Source organism: Allobosea rubneri, from assembly GCF_032464875.1.
Taxonomy (GTDB): Bacteria; Pseudomonadota; Alphaproteobacteria; order Rhizobiales; family Beijerinckiaceae; genus Allobosea; species Allobosea rubneri.
Map to the genome: position 1 here is coordinate 123,957 of NZ_JAWDID010000011.1, position 17,335 is coordinate 141,291.

The following is a 17,335-nucleotide window of genomic DNA, read 5'->3' on the forward strand; positions in this document are numbered from 1 at the left end:
GGTGCAGCGTCGTGCCGCGTCACGAAACAATCCGCTGAGCGCGTATCCGCAGCGAAGGCGGCAGGCCAAGTCCGAGCGCGGCGGCGGCCTTCTCGTTGATGACAAGCTCGAAGCTACGGGAGAACTGCACCGGCAGCTCCGCGACATTCGCGCCGCGCAGGATCAGGTCGACATAGGTCGCCATGAGTTCGGCCGTGCCCTCACGGGCACCGGTGTAGGACATCAGCCCGCCCTGTTGCGTGAAGGCATCGAACGGATAGATCGCCGGCAGCCGCCCGCGCGCCGCCGCCGCGGTGCATCGGCCGGCATGGCGAAAGGTGAAGCTATCCGGCAGGAAGACCAACCCTCTGCCGGGACCCTGCGCCGCGAAAGCGACGAGCAACCGCTCGATCGCGGCTGGTTCGGGCACCGGCAGCGTCTCGAGCTCCAAGCCCTGCTCCGAGATGCTGGCGTTCAGGCTCGCGAGATAGGTCTCGCCCGCTGCCGGTGTGGTGCGCGGGTTGAAGACCACGCCGATCCGGCGGGTCGCCGGGGCGATCTCGCCCAGCAATTCGAGCCATTTCGCCGACATGGCGGGGTCATTGTTGCTGAAACCGGTAGCATTGCCTTCCGGACGCTCGAGCGAGCGCACGAAGCCGCTTCCGACAGGATCGGAGGCGGTGCTGAACAGGACAGGGATCCGCCGTGTTTCGGCAAGAACCGCCTCGGCCTCGGTGCTGGAACCGACGATGATGACGTCGGGCCGGTCCTGAAGCGTCTCGCCGACGGCGCGTGCCAGATCGCCCTCGCTGGCGCCCGAGAACCGCCAGATCGCGCGCAGATTGCCGCCTTCGACCCAGCCACGCTCGGCCAGCAGGCCGCGAAGCTCGGCCATCCTGGAACGCACGACGGGATGGTCGAGCGGCAGCGCGGTTATCACCGCGATCAGCTTGGTTGGCGCCGCCGCCCGCACCGCGTGATCGCAGAGCGCGAGCCCGCACCCTGCCAAGGCAACCAGAAGGGAGCGACGACGCATGCGGCGAGCCAGAATGTGAGAGGAGCGCTCCTGCCGCGCTCCCTGAGCCTAGTTTCGCATGCCCCGGCCAGCCGCGTCGAGGGCGGCGCCGCAATGGCTGGGAGAGACGGGTCGTCGCCTTGGTGAGGCGCTAACCCGTCGGCCCGTCTCAATGCCCGCTGAACACGAGCGTCTGGATCGGCAGGACCAGCGCCTGGATGCGCAGCAGCAGCGCGTGGACCAGCCCGACCGCGTCGACGCCATGGAGGATGATCTTGCGTCCGGTCGAGAGTTTCCCGGATGCGATCAGCTCGTGATTGCTGGAATAGGCGTTGGCGATGCAGGTGCTGCCCGGAGTGACACCGTCGAGCCCGTCGGCATAGAGCGGCTCCAGGAAGGCCAGCAGCGTCCCCGGCTTGGAAACCTGCTGCACATCGAGAAGCGTCTCGCCGCTGCGCACCTGACCGGCAGCGATGAAATCCTGCACATTGGTGACGACCATCGGGATGATCACCCAGGGCTTGGAGAGGCAGGTCGCTTCCGCAACCATGCCGACCTTCATGACCTGCGCCTCGATTTGGGAGAAACCGGCCTGCAAGGTTGTCCTGCCCGCTTCCTCGGGGATCAGCACGCCGGCCGGCCTGAGCAGCGGATTGACGACATCGCCGACGCGCAGCGTGAACTGTTCGACACGCCCGGTAACGCCGGCGCGCACCACCGTGCGGTCGAGATCGGCCTGCGCCTGCACCAGCGCCGCTTCGGCGCTCGCCTTCTCGGCCGGCAGCAAGGTCGAGATCCGCGTTTCCGCGCTGGCTTTCGAGGCGACGGCCGCGGAAACCGCTGCCTCGCGCCCGGCGACCAGGTTCTCGAGCCGCTCGATCTCGCGACGCGCGACGATGTCGTCATTGCGCCGGCGCAGCTCCTGCTTGGTCTCGAGCTCGTCGAGCGCCTGCTGATGCGCGCTCCTCGCCTCGAGGATCTTGCTCTCGTCAGTGAGGAGATCGGCCCTGGCGACGACAATCGAGGCCTCAACCTCGGCGACCTTGTTCCGGGCGGTCGCGACCGCCGCTTCCTGCCGGCTGCTGTCGAGCCGGAAGATCGGATCGCCCTTCTTGACATCACCACTGACGCCGACATGGACCTGCGCGACCCGGCCATTGATCTCAGGCACGATCGGGATGGTCCGGAACATCACGGTCGCATTCGTCGTCGACGGATGATTGTAGAAGATCACTGTGATCAGGCCGATCGTCAGCATCAGGCAGGAGATGATGCCCCAGCGCAGCTCGAACCAGACCGAGTAGAACGTGATCTCCTTGCCGAGCCGCTTGCCCTGCCGGAACCGCCGGTAGAGGTAGTCGGGAACGATGGTGAGGAGCGAGCAGACCAGCAGTTCAAGCATGGCCGGACTCCTTGCGGGCGGGGGCATGGCCTTCGCTCGCGCCATGGGCGGCATCGGCCGACTGCGCTTCGCCGATCTCCGTCTCGTCCGCTGGAGGCTTCACCCCGGCGATGCGCTCGAGCGCATGCGCCATCCTGCCGAACTGGCCCGAGAAATCCGGGATGTCGATCAGCGCCAGGAGCAGGCCCGCGACCCAGAACAGATGCACATGGGTGAACAGAGCCAACAGGCCTAGAACCGCGACGATCTCGAACTGAAGTTTCTGGGACTTGTGCGCCATGCGCTCGGGCAGCGTATGCAGGCGCAGGAAGATCAGGCCGACGCCGAGCACCGCCGCCAGGAGGATGATGCCGGTTACGACCAGCAGCGTATCCGTTTCGCCAGGCGCGGTGATGAAACCCGGCAGATGATGCGGCGCCAAGGGGTGAAGGCCAGCGGCCATAAGAACACTCCAGATCAAGAGCACGCCGCGACCAGCCTGCAATACAAGCTAGTCGGATCGCGCGTTCTCTATCAATAGCTTAGAGCCGAATTCGGCCAGATTGAATCAACCCGATCGACCGGACGCCCGTCCGTCCGGAGTTCGCAGGCGGATTTTGATCTAGCCTATCCAGTTGCGGGCGAAGTTGACCTCCTCGTAACCATGCGGCTTCTGTCGCTTGGGCAGCTTGATCTTTTCGCGCGGCAGGTCCTCGTAAGGAACAGAACTCAATATGTGCGAGATGATGGCCAGCCTCGCCTTGCGCTTGTCGTCGGAGTGAACGGCGTACCAGGGTGCCCAGGCCGTATCGCTGGCACGGAACATCTCGTCCCTGGCGCGCGAGTATTCGTACCAGCGCGAATACGACTTGAGATCCATCGGCGAGAGCTTCCAGATCTTCCTGGGGTCGTTGATGCGCTCCTCCATGCGGCGGGTCTGCTCCTCCTGGCCGACCTCGAGCCAGTATTTCAGCAGGATGGCACCGGAATCGACGATAGCCTTCTCGACGCTGGGAACGATCTGCAGGAAGCTCTTGGCCTGCTCCTCCGTGCAGAAGCCCATGACCCGCTCGACTCCCGCACGGTTGTACCAGCTGCGGTCGAAGATCACGATCTCGCCGGCAGCAGGCAGATGCGGCACATAGCGCTGGACGTACATCTGCGAGCGCTCGCGCTCGGTCGGCGGCGGCAGCGCGACGACACGGAAGACGCGCGGGCTGACCCGCTCGGTGATCGCCTTGATCACCCCGCCCTTGCCGGCACCGTCGCGCCCCTCGAAAACGATACAGACCTTGCCCCCGGCATGTTTCGCCCATTCCTGGAGCTTGACCAACTCGCCGTGCAGCTCGCGCAGTTCGCGCTCATACTGCTTGCGCTTCATGGGCTTGATCGTGTCCGCTTTCATCGTCGTGCTCCGGCCGCTAGGACCAGCTCAGGAAGAACGCCACGTCGCCCGGCAGCCCCCCCGGCCATTCTACGATCATGGCGCGCAGCTTGTACTTCGCCGGCTGAAGATGCTCCTTCCAGAATTCATAGGCTTGGCGCGGCCGCCCCGTCAGCGTGGTCGGCCAATCCGCCTCGGAATTGTTGATGGCCCGGCCGCGATCGGTGCAGAGCGCGCTCGGGAAGCGCATGACCATCACTTCCTTCTCGCCGCGTTCGGCGGCGGCGCGGGTCTTGTTCGCCAGACTCTGCTTGATCTCCGCGACCTTCGCCGGAGTGACGGCAATCTCTTCCTTCAAGGTTGCCACGAGCTTGAGCCGGGCCTCCTCGGCCTTGTCCATGGCGCCCAGCAGCTTCGAGGCCTTGGCCATTTCGAGCTCCGCCATATAGGAGCGGAGATCGTCGGCGGACATGAAGCTCTCATCGGCCAGCGTAGCCGCCTGCGGTTTGGAACTTGCGGTCGACATTTTGCGCAACTCCTGCGTCGGGTTCCGCCGCAGGTCGCCGCGCGGGCGACCTGCGGCGGAGTTCCGGCCTGTTCAGAGCCTGACGACGTGAATGGCCTCGGCGAAGGTCAGATCGACCATGTCGCCGCGCCGCAGGCGCCGCAGATCCTTCGCGATATCGGGATCGACCACCCTGTGAGTGCGCGGCCCCGCGGGGCCGACATAGTTGACCATGCCGGTAGCCGGATCATAGCTCTCGAACTTCGCGGTGAGGGTGAGCGAGCGTTCGACGAACCTGTCGGGCAGGTTCTGGAAGCGCGGCGCGCTGACCTCCTCGGTGTAGACGATCTCAGGCCGGGCGCCCCGCTTCGCCCGCCGGGCGCCGAGCACTGCGCCTTCGACTCGCCGGATCTGCAGCCTGTCGCCCGGGCGGATTGCATTCAGATCGCCGAAGATCTCGGGGACCATCACGCGCCAGGCATATTGTCCCTGGCGGACGACGACGATGCGCGTCGCCTGATTGATGGTGACGACCTCGACATCAATACGCTCGACCTCGACCGCGCCCACGCCGGCCACGATCACGGTCTCGCTCGTCACCGTGGGAGTCGTGGCGCAGCCCGCAGCGCCAATGGCCAACGAGATTGCGAGGATCCAGCTTGCATGCTTCGACATCGGAACTCTCCACCCTGAGGAACACCAGTCTGCTTCCTGAGAGCCCTGCGTCCAATCGAGGCGCAGCGGCGTCCCATCCCCTCATCGAAGCATCGGTTGCGTCCGAAAGCCACAGCCGTTCTTTCGGTCCGATGCCTAGCCTCCATGCCGCCCGGAATGCCGGGCCTGACGTTCGTGTATCGCCTGCCTGAGCTCGGCCTCGAGCCCGTCGACCAAATGCCTGTATTCGTCACGCCGGGCAGTGGCCCCGGGCGCTTCCGAGGCTTCCCAGCGCTGTAGCGCCAGTTCCGCCTCGGCGAGGTCTCCGCAGATATTGCGGAAGCTCTCGCTGACCAGCACCAGCTCCTCGATCACCTTTTTGTGTTTCGGCAGGCGCCGGATGGCAGCCAGAACGCCCGTATCCATAGGATCGAGCCCCCCGCGAAAGGCCATAATTATGTGGCCTGCCGGCCGTGTTGGGAGTAAATAACGGGAGGTTACACAGAACTACCGCCTCGCCTTGCCTTTACTATCCGGATGTCCGGCTCGGGGGAGCCTATTCCGTGGAGCTGCAGCGGCCCAGGAACTGTGATGAGGACAGTGCTGCTCTGCCGGGGCCGCCCCCGCCGGAGCAGGAAATCCGCGCGCAGCTGGACCGCATTCTCGCCAGTGCCGAATTCAGCGTGCCGGCGCGAGTGCGTCACTTCCTGATCTATGTGGTCAACGAGACGCTCGCCGGCCGCGCGGACCGGATCAAGGCCTATTCCGTGGCGGTCGAGGTCTTCGGCCGGGACGCCAATTTCGACATCCAGAACGACCCGGTCGTGCGCATCGAAGCAGGGCGCCTGCGGCGTGCTCTGGAGCGCTACTACTTGTTGGCGGGCAATTCCGCCCCTGTCCTGATCGAGATCCCCAAAGGCGCCTATGTGCCCCATTTCCAATGGCGGCAGCAGCATGGAGATGACGCCCAGTCCGCTGCGCCGCTGCGCGTCGACCGGCATGGCAGCGACACCGCCGCTTCCCCCGGGCGGAGTCCGCCCTGGCTTGTAGGCTCGCTCCTCGCGCTGACAATGCTCGCAGCAGGCTACCTCGCCTGGCTTGCGACCCCACCACAGCCTGTAACCTCCGCAAGGGCGTCATCCATGCCCGAGGGACCGTCCTTGGCCCTCAAGCCTTTCGCCAATCTCTCGGGCCAACCAGAGGTCAACTACTACGCCGCCGGTCTCTCCGAGGAATTGCTGGCGCAGCTCACCCGCTTCAAGGAGCTGACCGTCCTCGCCCGCGAGCCCTCACCCGGCCCGGCGCCCGGCACAGCCGGCGAGCCCCAGCGCCTTCCCGGCAATCGCTATGTGCTGGAGGGCGGCATCCGCCTGTCAGATGGCAAGCTGCGGATATCCGCACGCGTGCTGGACGGCGACAGCGCGATCGTCCTGTGGGCCGGGACCTACGACGCCGACCCGCGTGACAAGCCGATCGTCGAGATCGAAACGACGATCGCCGCGAATGTCGCGACCGCTGTCGCGCAACCCTATGGGGTCATCTTCACCAATCCGCCGCTTGTGCGGCCGGGAAAGCTCGGCCTCGCCAGTCCGCCGCAGGATTGCTCCTACCGCTTCTACCATTACCGCACCGTGATCGACGCCGCCGAGCACGCGCAGGCTCGCGAGTGCCTGGAGCAGGTCACGGAGCGCTATCCGCAGCATGCGACCAGCTGGGCGATGTTGTCCTATCTCTATCTCGACGAGGAACGCTTCAAGCTGAACCGCCGCGGCGGCCAACCGACGCCGATGGTCCGGGCGCGGGCCGCCGCCGAGCGCGCGGTCAGGTTGGCGCCCGAGAATGTACGGGCGCTGCAAGCGCTGATGACGGTGCTCTACTTCAGCGGTGAGGCAGCCGAAGCGCTGCGCATCGGCGCGCAGGCGCGGGCGCTCAATCCCAATGACACCGAACTGCTCGGCGAATTCGGTGCCTGGGTCGCGCAATCCGGCAACTGGGTGCGCGGGGCCAGCCTTATCGAAGAGGCGATGGCCAAGAATCCCGGCCATTCCAGCTATTACACCGGGCTTCTCGCCCTTGCCGCCTATATGCAGGGCGAAGATGCGCGAGCCGTCGACCTGATCAAGCGCGCCAATCTGCAGCGCTTCTCGATCTATCACTTCGTTGCTGCACTGATCTTCGCCCGCTGCGGCATGGGTCATGAAGCCGCGCAGGCCCGCGCCGAGTTCTTGAAGCTGCGCCCCGGCTTCTTCGCCGATTTCGACGGCGAGCTCGAGCGGCGCAACTTCAACATCAGGGACCGCGCCATCCTGATCCGTGGCGCAATCCAGGCTGGCTTCCCGGTGCGGACCCAGCTATCCGCCTGGGACGCGCAGCAGCATGCGGCGGCGCCGGCAGCCGGGTCGCGCGACGACCCAGCCCAACGTAGCCAACCGTAACCTACTTCCCGGAACGGCCTTTGCGGCCTGCACTGCTGCCAGACATTGAGCGCAGCGGCATGGCGGCGGCGCGACGCAGCAACCCGTTCAGGTTGCGATACCGTCGGTGATGATACTCCGACACGCGTCCTGCCATCCCGGATCGACTGAGCGCGTCGGCTTCCGGCGCCCGCTGCTCGACCGAGCCTGCACTGGCGATGGAGGCTGGATGACCGCATCGATCTGCCGCCTGACGCTCCTTGCCGCGTCTGTGGCCACGGCCGCGCTCAGCCCACCTCTCTCCTCGGAGGTGCGGGCGCAGGCAAGCGCCTTCCAGGGCGCCTGGCTCGAGGAAGGTGGCGCCTGCTCCGGCGTCTTCATCCAGAAGGGAGCGGCAATAGCGTTTCGGCGGCCGGCAGCCGCCTTCGCACCGGCCTTCATCATTGCCGGCCAGCGGCTGGCGACCCCGCTCGCTACCTGCAGGATCGTCCGCATGACCGCGCAAGGCGCGAGACAGATGCTGAATCTGAGCTGCACCACCACCGTCTCGTCCGACAGCGCCCGCGTGGTGTTCGCGCTGGCGGAGAGCGGCACGCTAAATCGCTATCTCGGCCCGGAGGGCGGCATAGCGACCAGGTATCAACGCTGCGACCGAGACTCGTTGAAGCCACCCTGAGGCCGCGCGCATTCCGAGGTGACCGGCGGAGCGGCTGCCCGCCAGGCAGTAGATCGGGGGAAAGCCATGTCAGGTCTCGTGCATATCGTTGAAGGAGATCTATCCGCCCAGGCCGGGATCGACGGCCTGCTCCGCGCCTGCGGTTACCGAACCAAGGCGTATGGCAGCACCGACGAGATCCTGAGCCAGATACCGGACGATGAAGGCGCCAGCTGCATCCTCGTCGATGTGGAGAAGCCGGACACCGACGTGCCCGACCTGTTCGACCGGCTGAACAAGGCCGGCTCCAACCTCCCGGTGATCTGCCTTTCCGGCCAGAGCGACGTTCGTAGCGGCGTCAAGGCGATCAAGGCCGGGGCCGAGGACTTCTTCACCAAGCCCGTGGCCTCCGAGGAGCTGATCGTCGCGATCGATCGCGCCATCGCGCGCCACCGCCTCGCCAGCCAGCAGGAAAGCCGGCTGCGCGCCGCAAGGCAGCGCCTGCTGCTCCTGACACGGCGCGAGCGCGAGGTCTTCGATCTCGTCATCCGCGGCAAGATGAACAAGCAGGTCGCCTTCGTGCTCGGAACCACGGAGCGGACGGTGAAGGCGCATCGCCACAAGGTGATGGAGAAGCTGCAGATCCGCTCGGTGGTCGAGCTCGTGTCCTGCGCCGAGCGCCTGGGCCTGCTGCGCTTCGCCGATCCGTAGGGCAGCAGCCACGCGCGGCCGCCGCATTCACAGTCAAACGGGGTCGAGCATGGCGTCGCCCGCCCATCACCCACCTGCCGGGCTGAAGGCGCCACGCGCCGCGGCCGTCGCCGGCATCCTGTTCTCAGTCCTGCTCCTGTCGGCGATCATGCTGGTACTCCAGACGCTGCGGCTGCATCCGCGCGACCCTGGCGACTGGCTCGGCGCCCAGGCCTGGAAGGTCGAGCTCGCGCTCCATCTCATCCCCTTCGCCGGCATCGCCTTTCTCTGGTTCATGGGCGTGCTGCGCGACCGGCTCGGCGCGCAGGAGCACCCGCTGTTCGCGACGGTCTTCCTCGGCAGCGGTCTGCTCTTCGTCGCCATGCTGTTCACCGCGGCTGCCGCCATCGGGGCGATCCTGACCACGCATGCGGCGCTGCCGCGCGAGCTCGCCGGGTCGGTGACCTTCACTCTGGCGCGCTCCTTCTCCTATTTCCTGGTCAGCGTCTACGCACTGAAGGTCTCCGGCGTCTTCCTGCTGACCGCCTCGACCATCGTACTGCGTACCGGGATCGCTGCGCGCTGGACGGCGTTCTGCGGATACGCCGCAGCTGCATTCCTCCTGCTCGGCAGCCACGTCGTCGACGGGGCGTTCCTGGTCTTTCCGCTCTGGGTCCTGATCATCAGCGGCGACATCCTGGTCCGGGAGTACCGGCGCACCGAGCCAGCCTAGACGGAGCCGGGCCGCCCCTCGCCCACCGGCCCTTCGCCGACTGGCGCCGGTTGCGCCACGGTGCCGGGTTCGCGGCCCGCAAGCGCACTGACGGCATCCTCGACATCGTCGAAGACCATTGTCGCTTCCGGCCCCTCGAAGAAGCCAGCCCGCTGCAGGATCTCCCAGGGCTCGCGGTGGAGTTCGGCCAGAACCAGCGTCAGGCCGAGCCCCGACAGATCGGCCCGCAGCTTCTGCAGCATGGCGACCGCCGTCGTATCGATCTGGGCGACGGCGCTTGCGTCGACCAGCAACCAGTCGGTACCCGGCGGCACCGTCTGCGCCACGCTCTCGAAACGGTCGCGCAGAAAGTCCGTATTGAAGAACAGGATGCTGCCCTGGACGAGAAAGATCACCATGCCGGGCACCGGGGCCGCGCGTTCGCTGCGATGGAGCTTGTAGAAGCCGGGCCGGCCGGCGATCCGTCCGAGCAGGGCGACGCGCGGACGCATTTCCTTGAGCAGGACATGCAGCAAGGTTCCGGCGATAGCGATGACCACTCCGCTGAGCACGCCGAGGCTGATCGCCCCCCACATGCTGATCAGGGCGAAGACGAACTCGGTGCGGCTGACGCGCCAGATCTCGCGAAGACCGCCGAGATCGATCAGGTTCAACGCGGCAAAGGCTAGGATCGCGCCCAGCGCCGGATTGGGCAGGAGGCGCAGTGCATCGTTGAGATAGAGCAGCAGCGCCGTCAGGGCGAGGGCCGCGACGAGCCCGGATACCTGGGAGCGGGCGCCGGCCGAGATGTTGATCGCCGTCCGCGAGTCCGAGACCGTCACCGGAAAGCCGCTGAACAGGCCCGAGAAAATGTTGCCGTATCCAAGTCCGGTCAGCTCGCGGTCGGCGTCGACGTCGAACTTGTCCCGAGCGCCGAAGCTGCGCGCCGCGACCAGGCCGGAGCTGACGCTGACCAGCCAGACCGCGCCGGCGCCCAGCAACAGCTCCTTCATCGGCAGCCGCGAGACATCGGGCAGGGACAGGGCCGGCATCGTGCTCGGCAGGCTGCCGATCACTTTCATGCCGCGGCCCTCGAGATCGAACAGCGCAGAGGCGATGCCCGCCAGCACGACGACGACGAGCGGCCCGGGAATCGGAAAGCGCAGCCGCGCCAGCAGAACGAGCAGGCCGAACATCACGGCCCCGAAACCGAGCGAGGGCCAATGGATCTGGCCGGCCTTGCGGATGATCTCGAGCAGCGGCTGGATCAGCCCGTCACCTTCGATGCGGACACCGGTCAGCCGGCCGATCTGGCCGATCAGGATCGAGATCGAGATGCCGCTGATGAAACCGATCAGGATCGGGCGCGACAGGAAGGACGCGACGACGCCGAGGCTCAACCTGCCCGCCAGGACGCAGAGCACGCCGACCATCAAGGCCAGTGCGGCCGCTGCGGCGACACGATCGGCCGGATTGTCGAGAGGCAGGGTCGCCAGTGCCGCGGCCAGCACGGTCATGGTCGCGGCATCCGGACCGACCATCAGCTTGCGCGACGGCCCGAACAGCGCATAGCCGACCAGCGGCAGGATGCTGGCATAGAGGCCGACCTCGGCCGGCAGGCCGGCGATCGCGGGATAGGCGATAGCACTGGGAATGGCGACGGCGGCGACGGCGAGGCCGGCCGTGACATCGAAGCGCAAGTTTTCCAACCGGTAGCCCACAAGGCTCGCGGGAAGCAGATTCCTGGCTCTCATCGCCTCGGCCCCGGCAAGTTCCGGGTCTTGCCTCCCGAATGGGCATCACGAGCCGGAGGAAGATGAATGCGGGCTCGAAGCATCCGGAGGTCACCACTGCTGCTATTGGCCGGGCGAGACCTTTTCCCAGCCGCTGTCGGGATTGAAGCTGCCCATCCGGGCCGCGGTGCGGGCGGTCCGGGGGCCGAGGTCCTTCTGATAGACCGTGCCTGAATGGTTGAGCATGAAGCTCATAACGCCGGACCTGCCATACTCCGCCGGATAGGCCAAGATGGCGAAGCCGCCGATCATCCGCCCGCCGGCGACATAGTCGATCCGGCCGCCGGGCGCCGCGGAGCCCTGTCGCGTCAGGATCTTGAAGTAATAGCCGTGATAGGGCCGGCGTTCCTCGCCAGCGCGGTAGCCCTCGCCAGCCGCTTCGGCAGCAAGCTCTCCCAGCGGGCTCTGCTCCTCGCCGGCTGCGTTCGGCCAGTACAACCCATCGCGCGTGCCCGGCCGGCTGACGATCCGGCTCGCATAGAGACCCGCCCCCTTCCCTGTCCGGTCCTTCGCCGCATAGTCCTGCTGCGCATCGTAGAAGGCGAGGATCGCCTGCATCGCGGCAAGCTCGTTGCGGCCGATCCGGCGGGCGTTGATCTCCCTGCTCCCGGCCTCGGAATCGAACTTCCAGCGGCCACCGCTGCGAACGATCGGGATCGGGAAGGGAAACTCGTCCTGCCCCACCAATAGCGTGGCCGTATCGCCCTTTTCGCTCACCGAATGGCGATTGTCATAGGCGACGACGAAGCGTTCCCGATCGGCCGCGTCGGCGACCGTATCGCCTGAGCTGAGGATCGCGCGTGCCGGCGCGCCGAGAATGGTCCGCAAGCGCGTGCTGTCGCGAGCGCGCACCGCTTCTACCAGGGCGGCCGCGGCCTCGCCCGGCGTATTGAAGGGCTGCTGAGCGCGCGCGGCCGTCGCCGGCGAAAGGATGAACGCCGCGCCCGCCGTGAGCAGGAGAAAGAGCCGACGCAGCGCTTGCCATGGCTTTGTCATGGAACCGATCCCGGGAGTTGAATGAAACTGGCGACGAGATCCCTTCTCAATCCGCGCCGCCGACCGGCACGAGCGCGGGCGCAGCGGAAGCGCGCCATTGGTCGAAGCTCTGGAACGGCACGCCGATCACCCGGTAGTCGACGCGCAGATAGCCATCGGCGCCGCGCCTCACCGCCCAGGGCGCAACGCTCAGGACCTCCTGGGCAATCACGCCGACATAGCGCTTCTCCGAGCCGCCATAGGCGAAGCTGTAGAGCCCGAGGCCATTGTCGAGATGCCCGAGCAGCACAACGTCGTGCTTCAGGCGGATGTCGGAGCGGCGACCGCCGCCCCTGCCACCGCCACGGCCGCCGCCCATGCCGCCGCGACTCATCCCGCCGCCCCGGCTCATCGCGGCTCCGCGGCCCATGCCACCACCGCGATTCATGGCCGCGCCGCGCCCCATGCCGGGGCCGCCGGCATGCATCGCCCGAGGACCGCCGCCGCGCGCATGCGCCAGGCTGGCCTGTCCGCGCTGCGACTGCAGATTCGCGGCCCGCCGCTGTTGCACATTGCCGAAAGCACTGTCGCGGCCCGGCGCAGGGCGCCTCGCGCCCGCATCCGGCCGCCGGGGTTGCGTTGCGGCACGTGCGCCCTGCCCCCGGCCATCGCCGCCCGGGCGGGCGTCACGGCCGGGGCCGCCCGGACGATTGCCCGCGCCTGCCCGGTCGCCCGGGCCGCGATCCGGCCGGTTCGCAGCATCGGCGCGATCGCCCGGACGCTGCTCCGGACGGGCTCCGGCGCCAAGATCGCCGCGGCCGCCTTCGGGGCGCAGCACCTGATCGCCGCTGCGGCCGCGAAAATCCATACGACCTTCGCTGCCGGCCCGGAGATTATTGCCGCCGAATTTCTGCTGAACCGCATTGTTGCGGTACTGGACGCCGTGCCGGTGCTGGGGGTTGTGCTCCCAATGCGCCACGCGGTTGCGGTCGATATTGATGTTGTTGTTGTTCCAGTTGACGTTGCCGCCCCAATAATTTCCGGTGCTCCAGCGCCCGAGCGCGTAGGCGGTTCCGAAGGCGAGGCCGGTCGCGAGCACGCCGGTCGCGATGTATCCCGGTGCCGGGAAGTAGTAGGGCGGATAGGCCGGATAGGGCCAGGAGCCATAGGCCACGGCCGGGTCGTAATAGGGAACGTAGAGCGTGTCGGGCTGCGTCGGCTCGATCAGGATCGTCTGCTTGCCGCTCTCCTGCCGCACCGTGACCTTCTGCTGAGAGCCGGAGGACAGCTTCTTGGCATCATAAGCCCGCGTCCGCATGCGCTGGACGCCATCCATCACGTCCGGCTGCTGGGCGAGGACGGCGTCGCCGAGTTTCTGCGTCCAGTCCAGGTTCTTGCTCATCATCTCAAGCACGGAAGGCGTCGCGACCAATGATTTGACGCTGGCGTCCCAGGGCTGCTTCTCGGCAGCGACCTTCAGTGCGTCGCCCTTGAGCTTCTTGTTGGCTGCGACCCAGCGGTCGGCCTGCACGACCTCGAGCGGATAGGTCGATGCCATCAGCAGCTGCGCCAGCAACGTATCGGGGTAGAGCGCGACCGGCGCGACGAGCGCCTCCAGTTCCGCATTGCTCAGTACTTGCGCGGCCTGCGCGGGCGGTGCCGCGACCGGCGCGGCCGCCGGGGGGACGGCTTGAGGCGGCGGGGTCTGCGCAAGCGGCCGGGAAACCAGGCCGCAGGCGAGGAAGCAGGCCAGCGCGATCCGCGCAGACATAGCTCTCTCCCGTCGAAGGTATCTCCCGGGGCAAGATTTCCCCCCGGGGGATCCACCTTCGGCAACGGAGGCGCCCAAGACATCATCCATCAGCATTCCGAAACGTCGGCTTCCGTTGCGGCCGGAAAACAGTTCAACGCCTCGCAGCATAGGTCTTCTCGGCTTGCTGATAGGCGCGGAAGGCCTCGACATTAGCACGTCCGGCCCTGATAGCCTCCTCCATCCGGCCGTTGCGCTTCATGTCGTAGTCCTCGTGGAACACATCCATGACGCAACCGGCGGTCTTGGTGCATGCGAAGGCATCGTTTTGACCGGCGAAGCACAGAAGCGCGGCCGTCACCAGTGTCCATCCCAGGAAAATCTGTCTGATCATGCCCTAAACTCCCGCCCGGCATCGTATCGCCAATGCGATGTTGATGGTCCGGTGCTCGATCAGCCGCGCCGGCGAATGCCGGCGTCTCGGCTCCTCAGTCTAGACGATCATGCGCGGCTGAAACCTGTACCCAAGGCCAATACGCGCAGGGGCGCGCCTGTGCTGAACTTCGCCGTGCCGGCAATGAAACAGCCGGGAGCACAAGCGCGCACACCAGCAAATTCCCCGGCACAAGCGGAGGACTTCGAGATGAATGAGTCGGTGCAGGAATCGCGCTCGATCGACCATTTCTTCTCGGCCCCATCCGGACGGACCGATCTCTGGCGGGACCTTCATGCCGCGGCGCGGTCCTGGGCGTCCGGGACGAAGAACAGGCGCGCCGTCGAAGCAGCGCTCACCGAGCTCGGCGTCTCCGAGGAGTTCCATGCCTTCCCGGGCGCGGACCTTCTCGCCGCCCTGCGCGGCCTCCTGCAGAACGACGACGCGAACGGTTTCCTCTCGCTCGCCAAACGCATCTCGATCGCCATCATAACGGGCAACTACAAGCACGATGCCAAGGAGTGGCAGGCGGCCGATCTGTCGCTGGCCGAACCGGTCGATATAGTTCCCGCCTCGGCGGCGGATGGTGTGAGCCGACCCTATTTCGAGATGCTGACCGTGACGCCGGCTCCTCTCGGGCGCTGGCCCCACATCGCAGCCGAGTTCCGCCGCCTGCGCCGGTCCGAGGACGCATTCGTCTACGAGGCAGTGCTCGTAGGCAGTCTTGAGGACGCGATCTGTGCGGCCGTGGTCAATCCCGACATCGCCGCCGTCGCCATCTATGAGGGCTTCACGCTCCGCTCCCGCCACGACGCGCCCGTATTGCGCAGCGTGCTCGCGGCACAGCAGCCGCTCCTCGACCAGGTCGACGAGGCAGACCTGGCGCTACGCCTCGCCGCCGGGCTGAAGGCGATCCGCCCCGAGCTCGACATCTATCTGCTCTCGGACCGGCGCGTCGAGAAGCTCGCCGGCGATCCGCGGGCGGCGATGGTCCGGCGCGTGATGTACCAGATCGAGGAGCCGCTCGAATTGCATCTCTCGGTGCTGGAGGGCATCCAGGCGCGTTTCGAAACGCCCTTCTTCGACAATCTCAAGCGCTACGCTCAACGGCCGATCGCCACGTTCCACGCTCTTCCGATCGCGCGCGGCAAATCGGTGTTCCGCTCGCCCTGGATCCGCGACATGGGCCAGTTTTACGGCATCAACCTTTTCCTCGCCGAGAGCAGCGCCACCACGGGCGGGCTCGACAGCCTTCTCGAGCCAACCGGAAACATCAAGCGGGCGCAGGAGATGGCGGCGCGTGCCTTCGGCGCCGACCACGTCTTCTTCGTGACCAACGGCACCAGCACCTCGAACAAGATGGTGCTGCAGGCGCTGATCGCGCCGGGCGACATCGTGATCCTCGACCGCAACTGCCACAAATCGCACCATTACGGCCTGGTGCTGAGTGGTGCGCAGCCCTTCTATGTCGAAGCCTTCCCGATGGTGGAATTCTCGATGTACGGGGCGGTGCCGCTGCGTACGATCAAGAAGGCCCTGCTCGACCTGAAGGCGGAAGGCCGGCTCGACCGGGTCAAGATGGTCGACCTGACCAACTGCACCTTCGACGGCCATATCTACAATACGCGCCGGGTGATGGAGGAATGCCTGGCGATCAAGCCGGACCTGATCTTCCTCTGGGACGAAGCCTGGTTCGGCTTCGCGCGCTGGTCACCCTTCCTGCGCCCGCGCACCGGCATGGGCGCCGCCGCCGACATCGAGGCCTGGGCCAAGACGCCGGAGGCGCTCGCCCAGCATGAACGCCAGGTCGCCGAACTCGGGGCGTCACCATCGCTCGAAAAGCTGCTCGATACCCGCCTCGTCCCTGATCCGCGGGCCATCCGCCTGCGTGTCTACCAGACCAACTCGACCCACAAATCGATGTCGGCGATCCGGCAGGGCTCGATGGTGCTGGTGCGCGACGTCGAGTTCCACAGGGTCGAGGCGCAGTTCCACGAGGCCGTATTCACCCACGCCTCGACCAGCCCCAACCAGCAACTGATCGCCAGCCTCGACGTCGCAAGGCGGCAGATGGAGCTCGAAGGCTATGGGCTGGTGATGAACGCGATCGAGGTCGCGCTCGACATTCGCCGCGAGGTCAACTCGCATCCGGTGATCGCAAAGTACTTCAGCATCGTCGGCGCCGACGGCATGGTGCCCTCCGAATACCGCCGCAGCGGCTTCGTCGACTTCCTGGCGCCCGGAACCCGCTGGGACGACCAGTTGCGCAGCATGCGCGAGGACGAGTTCTGCCTCGATCCGACCCGCATGACCCTGGTCTGCGGCACGGCCGGCTTCGATGGCACCAGCTTCAAGGGGCTGCTCGCCTCGCAATACAACATCCAGGTCAACAAGACCTCGCGAAACTCGGTTCTGCTGCAATCCAACATCAACAACACCCGCAGCGACGTCGCCCTGCTGATCAGCGTCCTCCTGAAGATCAGCGAGAGCATCGAGACGCGCCTCAAGCAGGGCGGAGATTCGGAGCGCAAGGCCTTCAACGCGAAGGTCCAGAGCCTGATGAAGGACGTTCCGGACCTGCCGAACTTCAGCCATTTCCACGAGACCTTCCGGCAGGATGCCGGCGACACCACGCCCGAGGGCGATATCCGCTCGGCGTTCTTCGGCGCCTATAACGAAGAGCAGTGCGAGTACGTCCCGATAGACAGCGCCGAATGCGACCGCCGGCTGAAGGACGGTCCGGATATGGTCTCGGCCAATTTCGTGATCCCCTACCCGCCGGGCTTCCCGATCATGGTCCCTGGCCAGGTCGTGACCCATGAGACGATCACCTTCATGCGCAAGCTCGATGTGAAGGAGATCCATGGTTACGAGAAGGCCAGAGGCCTGAAACTGCTCAAGGTCGACCGAGTCGGCGGCAAGAAGAGCGGCGGCCAGGAGACGGCCCGAAAGAAAACGCGGGCGACCTAGCGCCCGCCTTTGCCTGCCTAACGCG

The 17,335-nt window shown here is 66.4% G+C and carries 16 protein-coding genes; 5 read left to right on the forward strand and 11 right to left on the reverse strand.

Annotated elements, in window-relative coordinates; genetic code table 11:
• Positions 1-19: 19 nt before the first annotated feature.
• From RKE40_RS10090 to RKE40_RS10120, 7 genes are all read right to left on the reverse strand, one after another.
• Positions 20-1,015, reverse strand: coding sequence for an ABC transporter substrate-binding protein (locus RKE40_RS10090; protein ID WP_316018104.1), 996 nt, complete (start codon positions 1,013-1,015; stop codon positions 20-22).
• 148 nt (positions 1,016-1,163) lie between these two features.
• A complete protein-coding gene (locus RKE40_RS10095; RefSeq protein ID WP_316018105.1) occupies positions 1,164-2,396 on the reverse strand; it encodes an HlyD family secretion protein in 1,233 nt (410 codons plus the stop codon).
• On the reverse strand, positions 2,389-2,838 hold the full coding sequence (locus RKE40_RS10100; protein ID WP_316018106.1) for a hypothetical protein: 450 nt from the start codon (positions 2,836-2,838) through the stop codon (positions 2,389-2,391). Before RKE40_RS10100 ends, RKE40_RS10095 begins: the two co-directional genes overlap by 8 nt.
• 159 nt (positions 2,839-2,997) lie before the next feature.
• A complete protein-coding gene (ppk2, locus tag RKE40_RS10105) occupies positions 2,998-3,780 on the reverse strand; it encodes a polyphosphate kinase 2 (RefSeq protein WP_316018107.1) in 783 nt (260 codons plus the stop codon).
• Between the two features lie 16 nt (positions 3,781-3,796).
• Positions 3,797-4,285: a hypothetical protein gene (locus RKE40_RS10110; protein ID WP_316018108.1), complete on the reverse strand. Its 489-nt coding sequence runs from the start codon at positions 4,283-4,285 to the stop codon at positions 3,797-3,799.
• A gap of 72 nt (positions 4,286-4,357) precedes the next feature.
• The gene (locus RKE40_RS10115) at positions 4,358-4,939 is read right to left on the reverse strand and encodes a hypothetical protein (RefSeq protein WP_316018109.1); all 582 of its coding nucleotides are present in this window, start codon (positions 4,937-4,939) and stop codon (positions 4,358-4,360) included.
• Positions 4,940-5,074: 135 nt separating this feature from the next.
• A complete protein-coding gene (locus RKE40_RS10120) occupies positions 5,075-5,344 on the reverse strand; it encodes a hypothetical protein (RefSeq protein ID WP_316018110.1) in 270 nt (89 codons plus the stop codon).
• Between the two features lie 137 nt (positions 5,345-5,481).
• On the opposite strand from RKE40_RS10120, the gene RKE40_RS10125 reads away from it, so the two are divergent.
• From RKE40_RS10125 to RKE40_RS10140, 4 genes are all read left to right on the forward strand, one after another.
• Positions 5,482-7,353 carry an adenylate cyclase gene (locus tag RKE40_RS10125; protein ID WP_316018111.1) on the forward strand — a complete coding sequence of 624 codons (1,872 nt, stop codon included), beginning with the start codon at positions 5,482-5,484 and terminating at the stop codon, positions 7,351-7,353.
• 208 nt (positions 7,354-7,561) lie between these two features.
• Positions 7,562-8,008 (forward strand): hypothetical protein, encoded by a 447-nt coding sequence (locus RKE40_RS10130; protein ID WP_316018112.1) that lies wholly within the window; start codon positions 7,562-7,564, stop codon positions 8,006-8,008.
• A gap of 66 nt (positions 8,009-8,074) precedes the next feature.
• Entirely contained in the window at positions 8,075-8,698 is a 624-nt protein-coding gene (locus RKE40_RS10135) for a response regulator transcription factor (RefSeq protein WP_316018113.1), read from the forward strand.
• 49 nt (positions 8,699-8,747) lie between these two features.
• Positions 8,748-9,410, forward strand: a complete 663-nt coding sequence (locus RKE40_RS10140) for a hypothetical protein (protein ID WP_316018114.1) — start codon at positions 8,748-8,750, stop codon at positions 9,408-9,410.
• On the opposite strand, the gene RKE40_RS10145 is transcribed toward RKE40_RS10140, so the two are convergent.
• The 4 genes from RKE40_RS10145 to RKE40_RS10160 form a co-directional block, all read right to left on the reverse strand.
• Entirely contained in the window at positions 9,407-11,143 is a 1,737-nt protein-coding gene (locus RKE40_RS10145; protein WP_316018115.1) for a SulP family inorganic anion transporter, read from the reverse strand. The genes RKE40_RS10140 and RKE40_RS10145 overlap by 4 nt on opposite strands.
• Before the next feature lie 102 nt (positions 11,144-11,245).
• The gene (locus tag RKE40_RS10150) at positions 11,246-12,178 is read right to left on the reverse strand and encodes a DUF2950 domain-containing protein (protein WP_316018116.1); all 933 of its coding nucleotides are present in this window, start codon (positions 12,176-12,178) and stop codon (positions 11,246-11,248) included.
• Positions 12,179-12,224: 46 nt separating this feature from the next.
• Entirely contained in the window at positions 12,225-13,928 is a 1,704-nt protein-coding gene (locus tag RKE40_RS10155) for a DUF3300 domain-containing protein (RefSeq protein ID WP_316018117.1), read from the reverse strand.
• Positions 13,929-14,061: 133 nt separating this feature from the next.
• Positions 14,062-14,301 (reverse strand): hypothetical protein, encoded by a 240-nt coding sequence (locus tag RKE40_RS10160; RefSeq protein ID WP_316018118.1) that lies wholly within the window; start codon positions 14,299-14,301, stop codon positions 14,062-14,064.
• Between the two features lie 249 nt (positions 14,302-14,550).
• On the opposite strand from RKE40_RS10160, the gene RKE40_RS10165 reads away from it, so the two are divergent.
• Positions 14,551-17,310 (forward strand): decarboxylase, encoded by a 2,760-nt coding sequence (locus RKE40_RS10165; RefSeq protein WP_316018119.1) that lies wholly within the window; start codon positions 14,551-14,553, stop codon positions 17,308-17,310.
• Positions 17,311-17,335 lie beyond the last annotated feature (25 nt).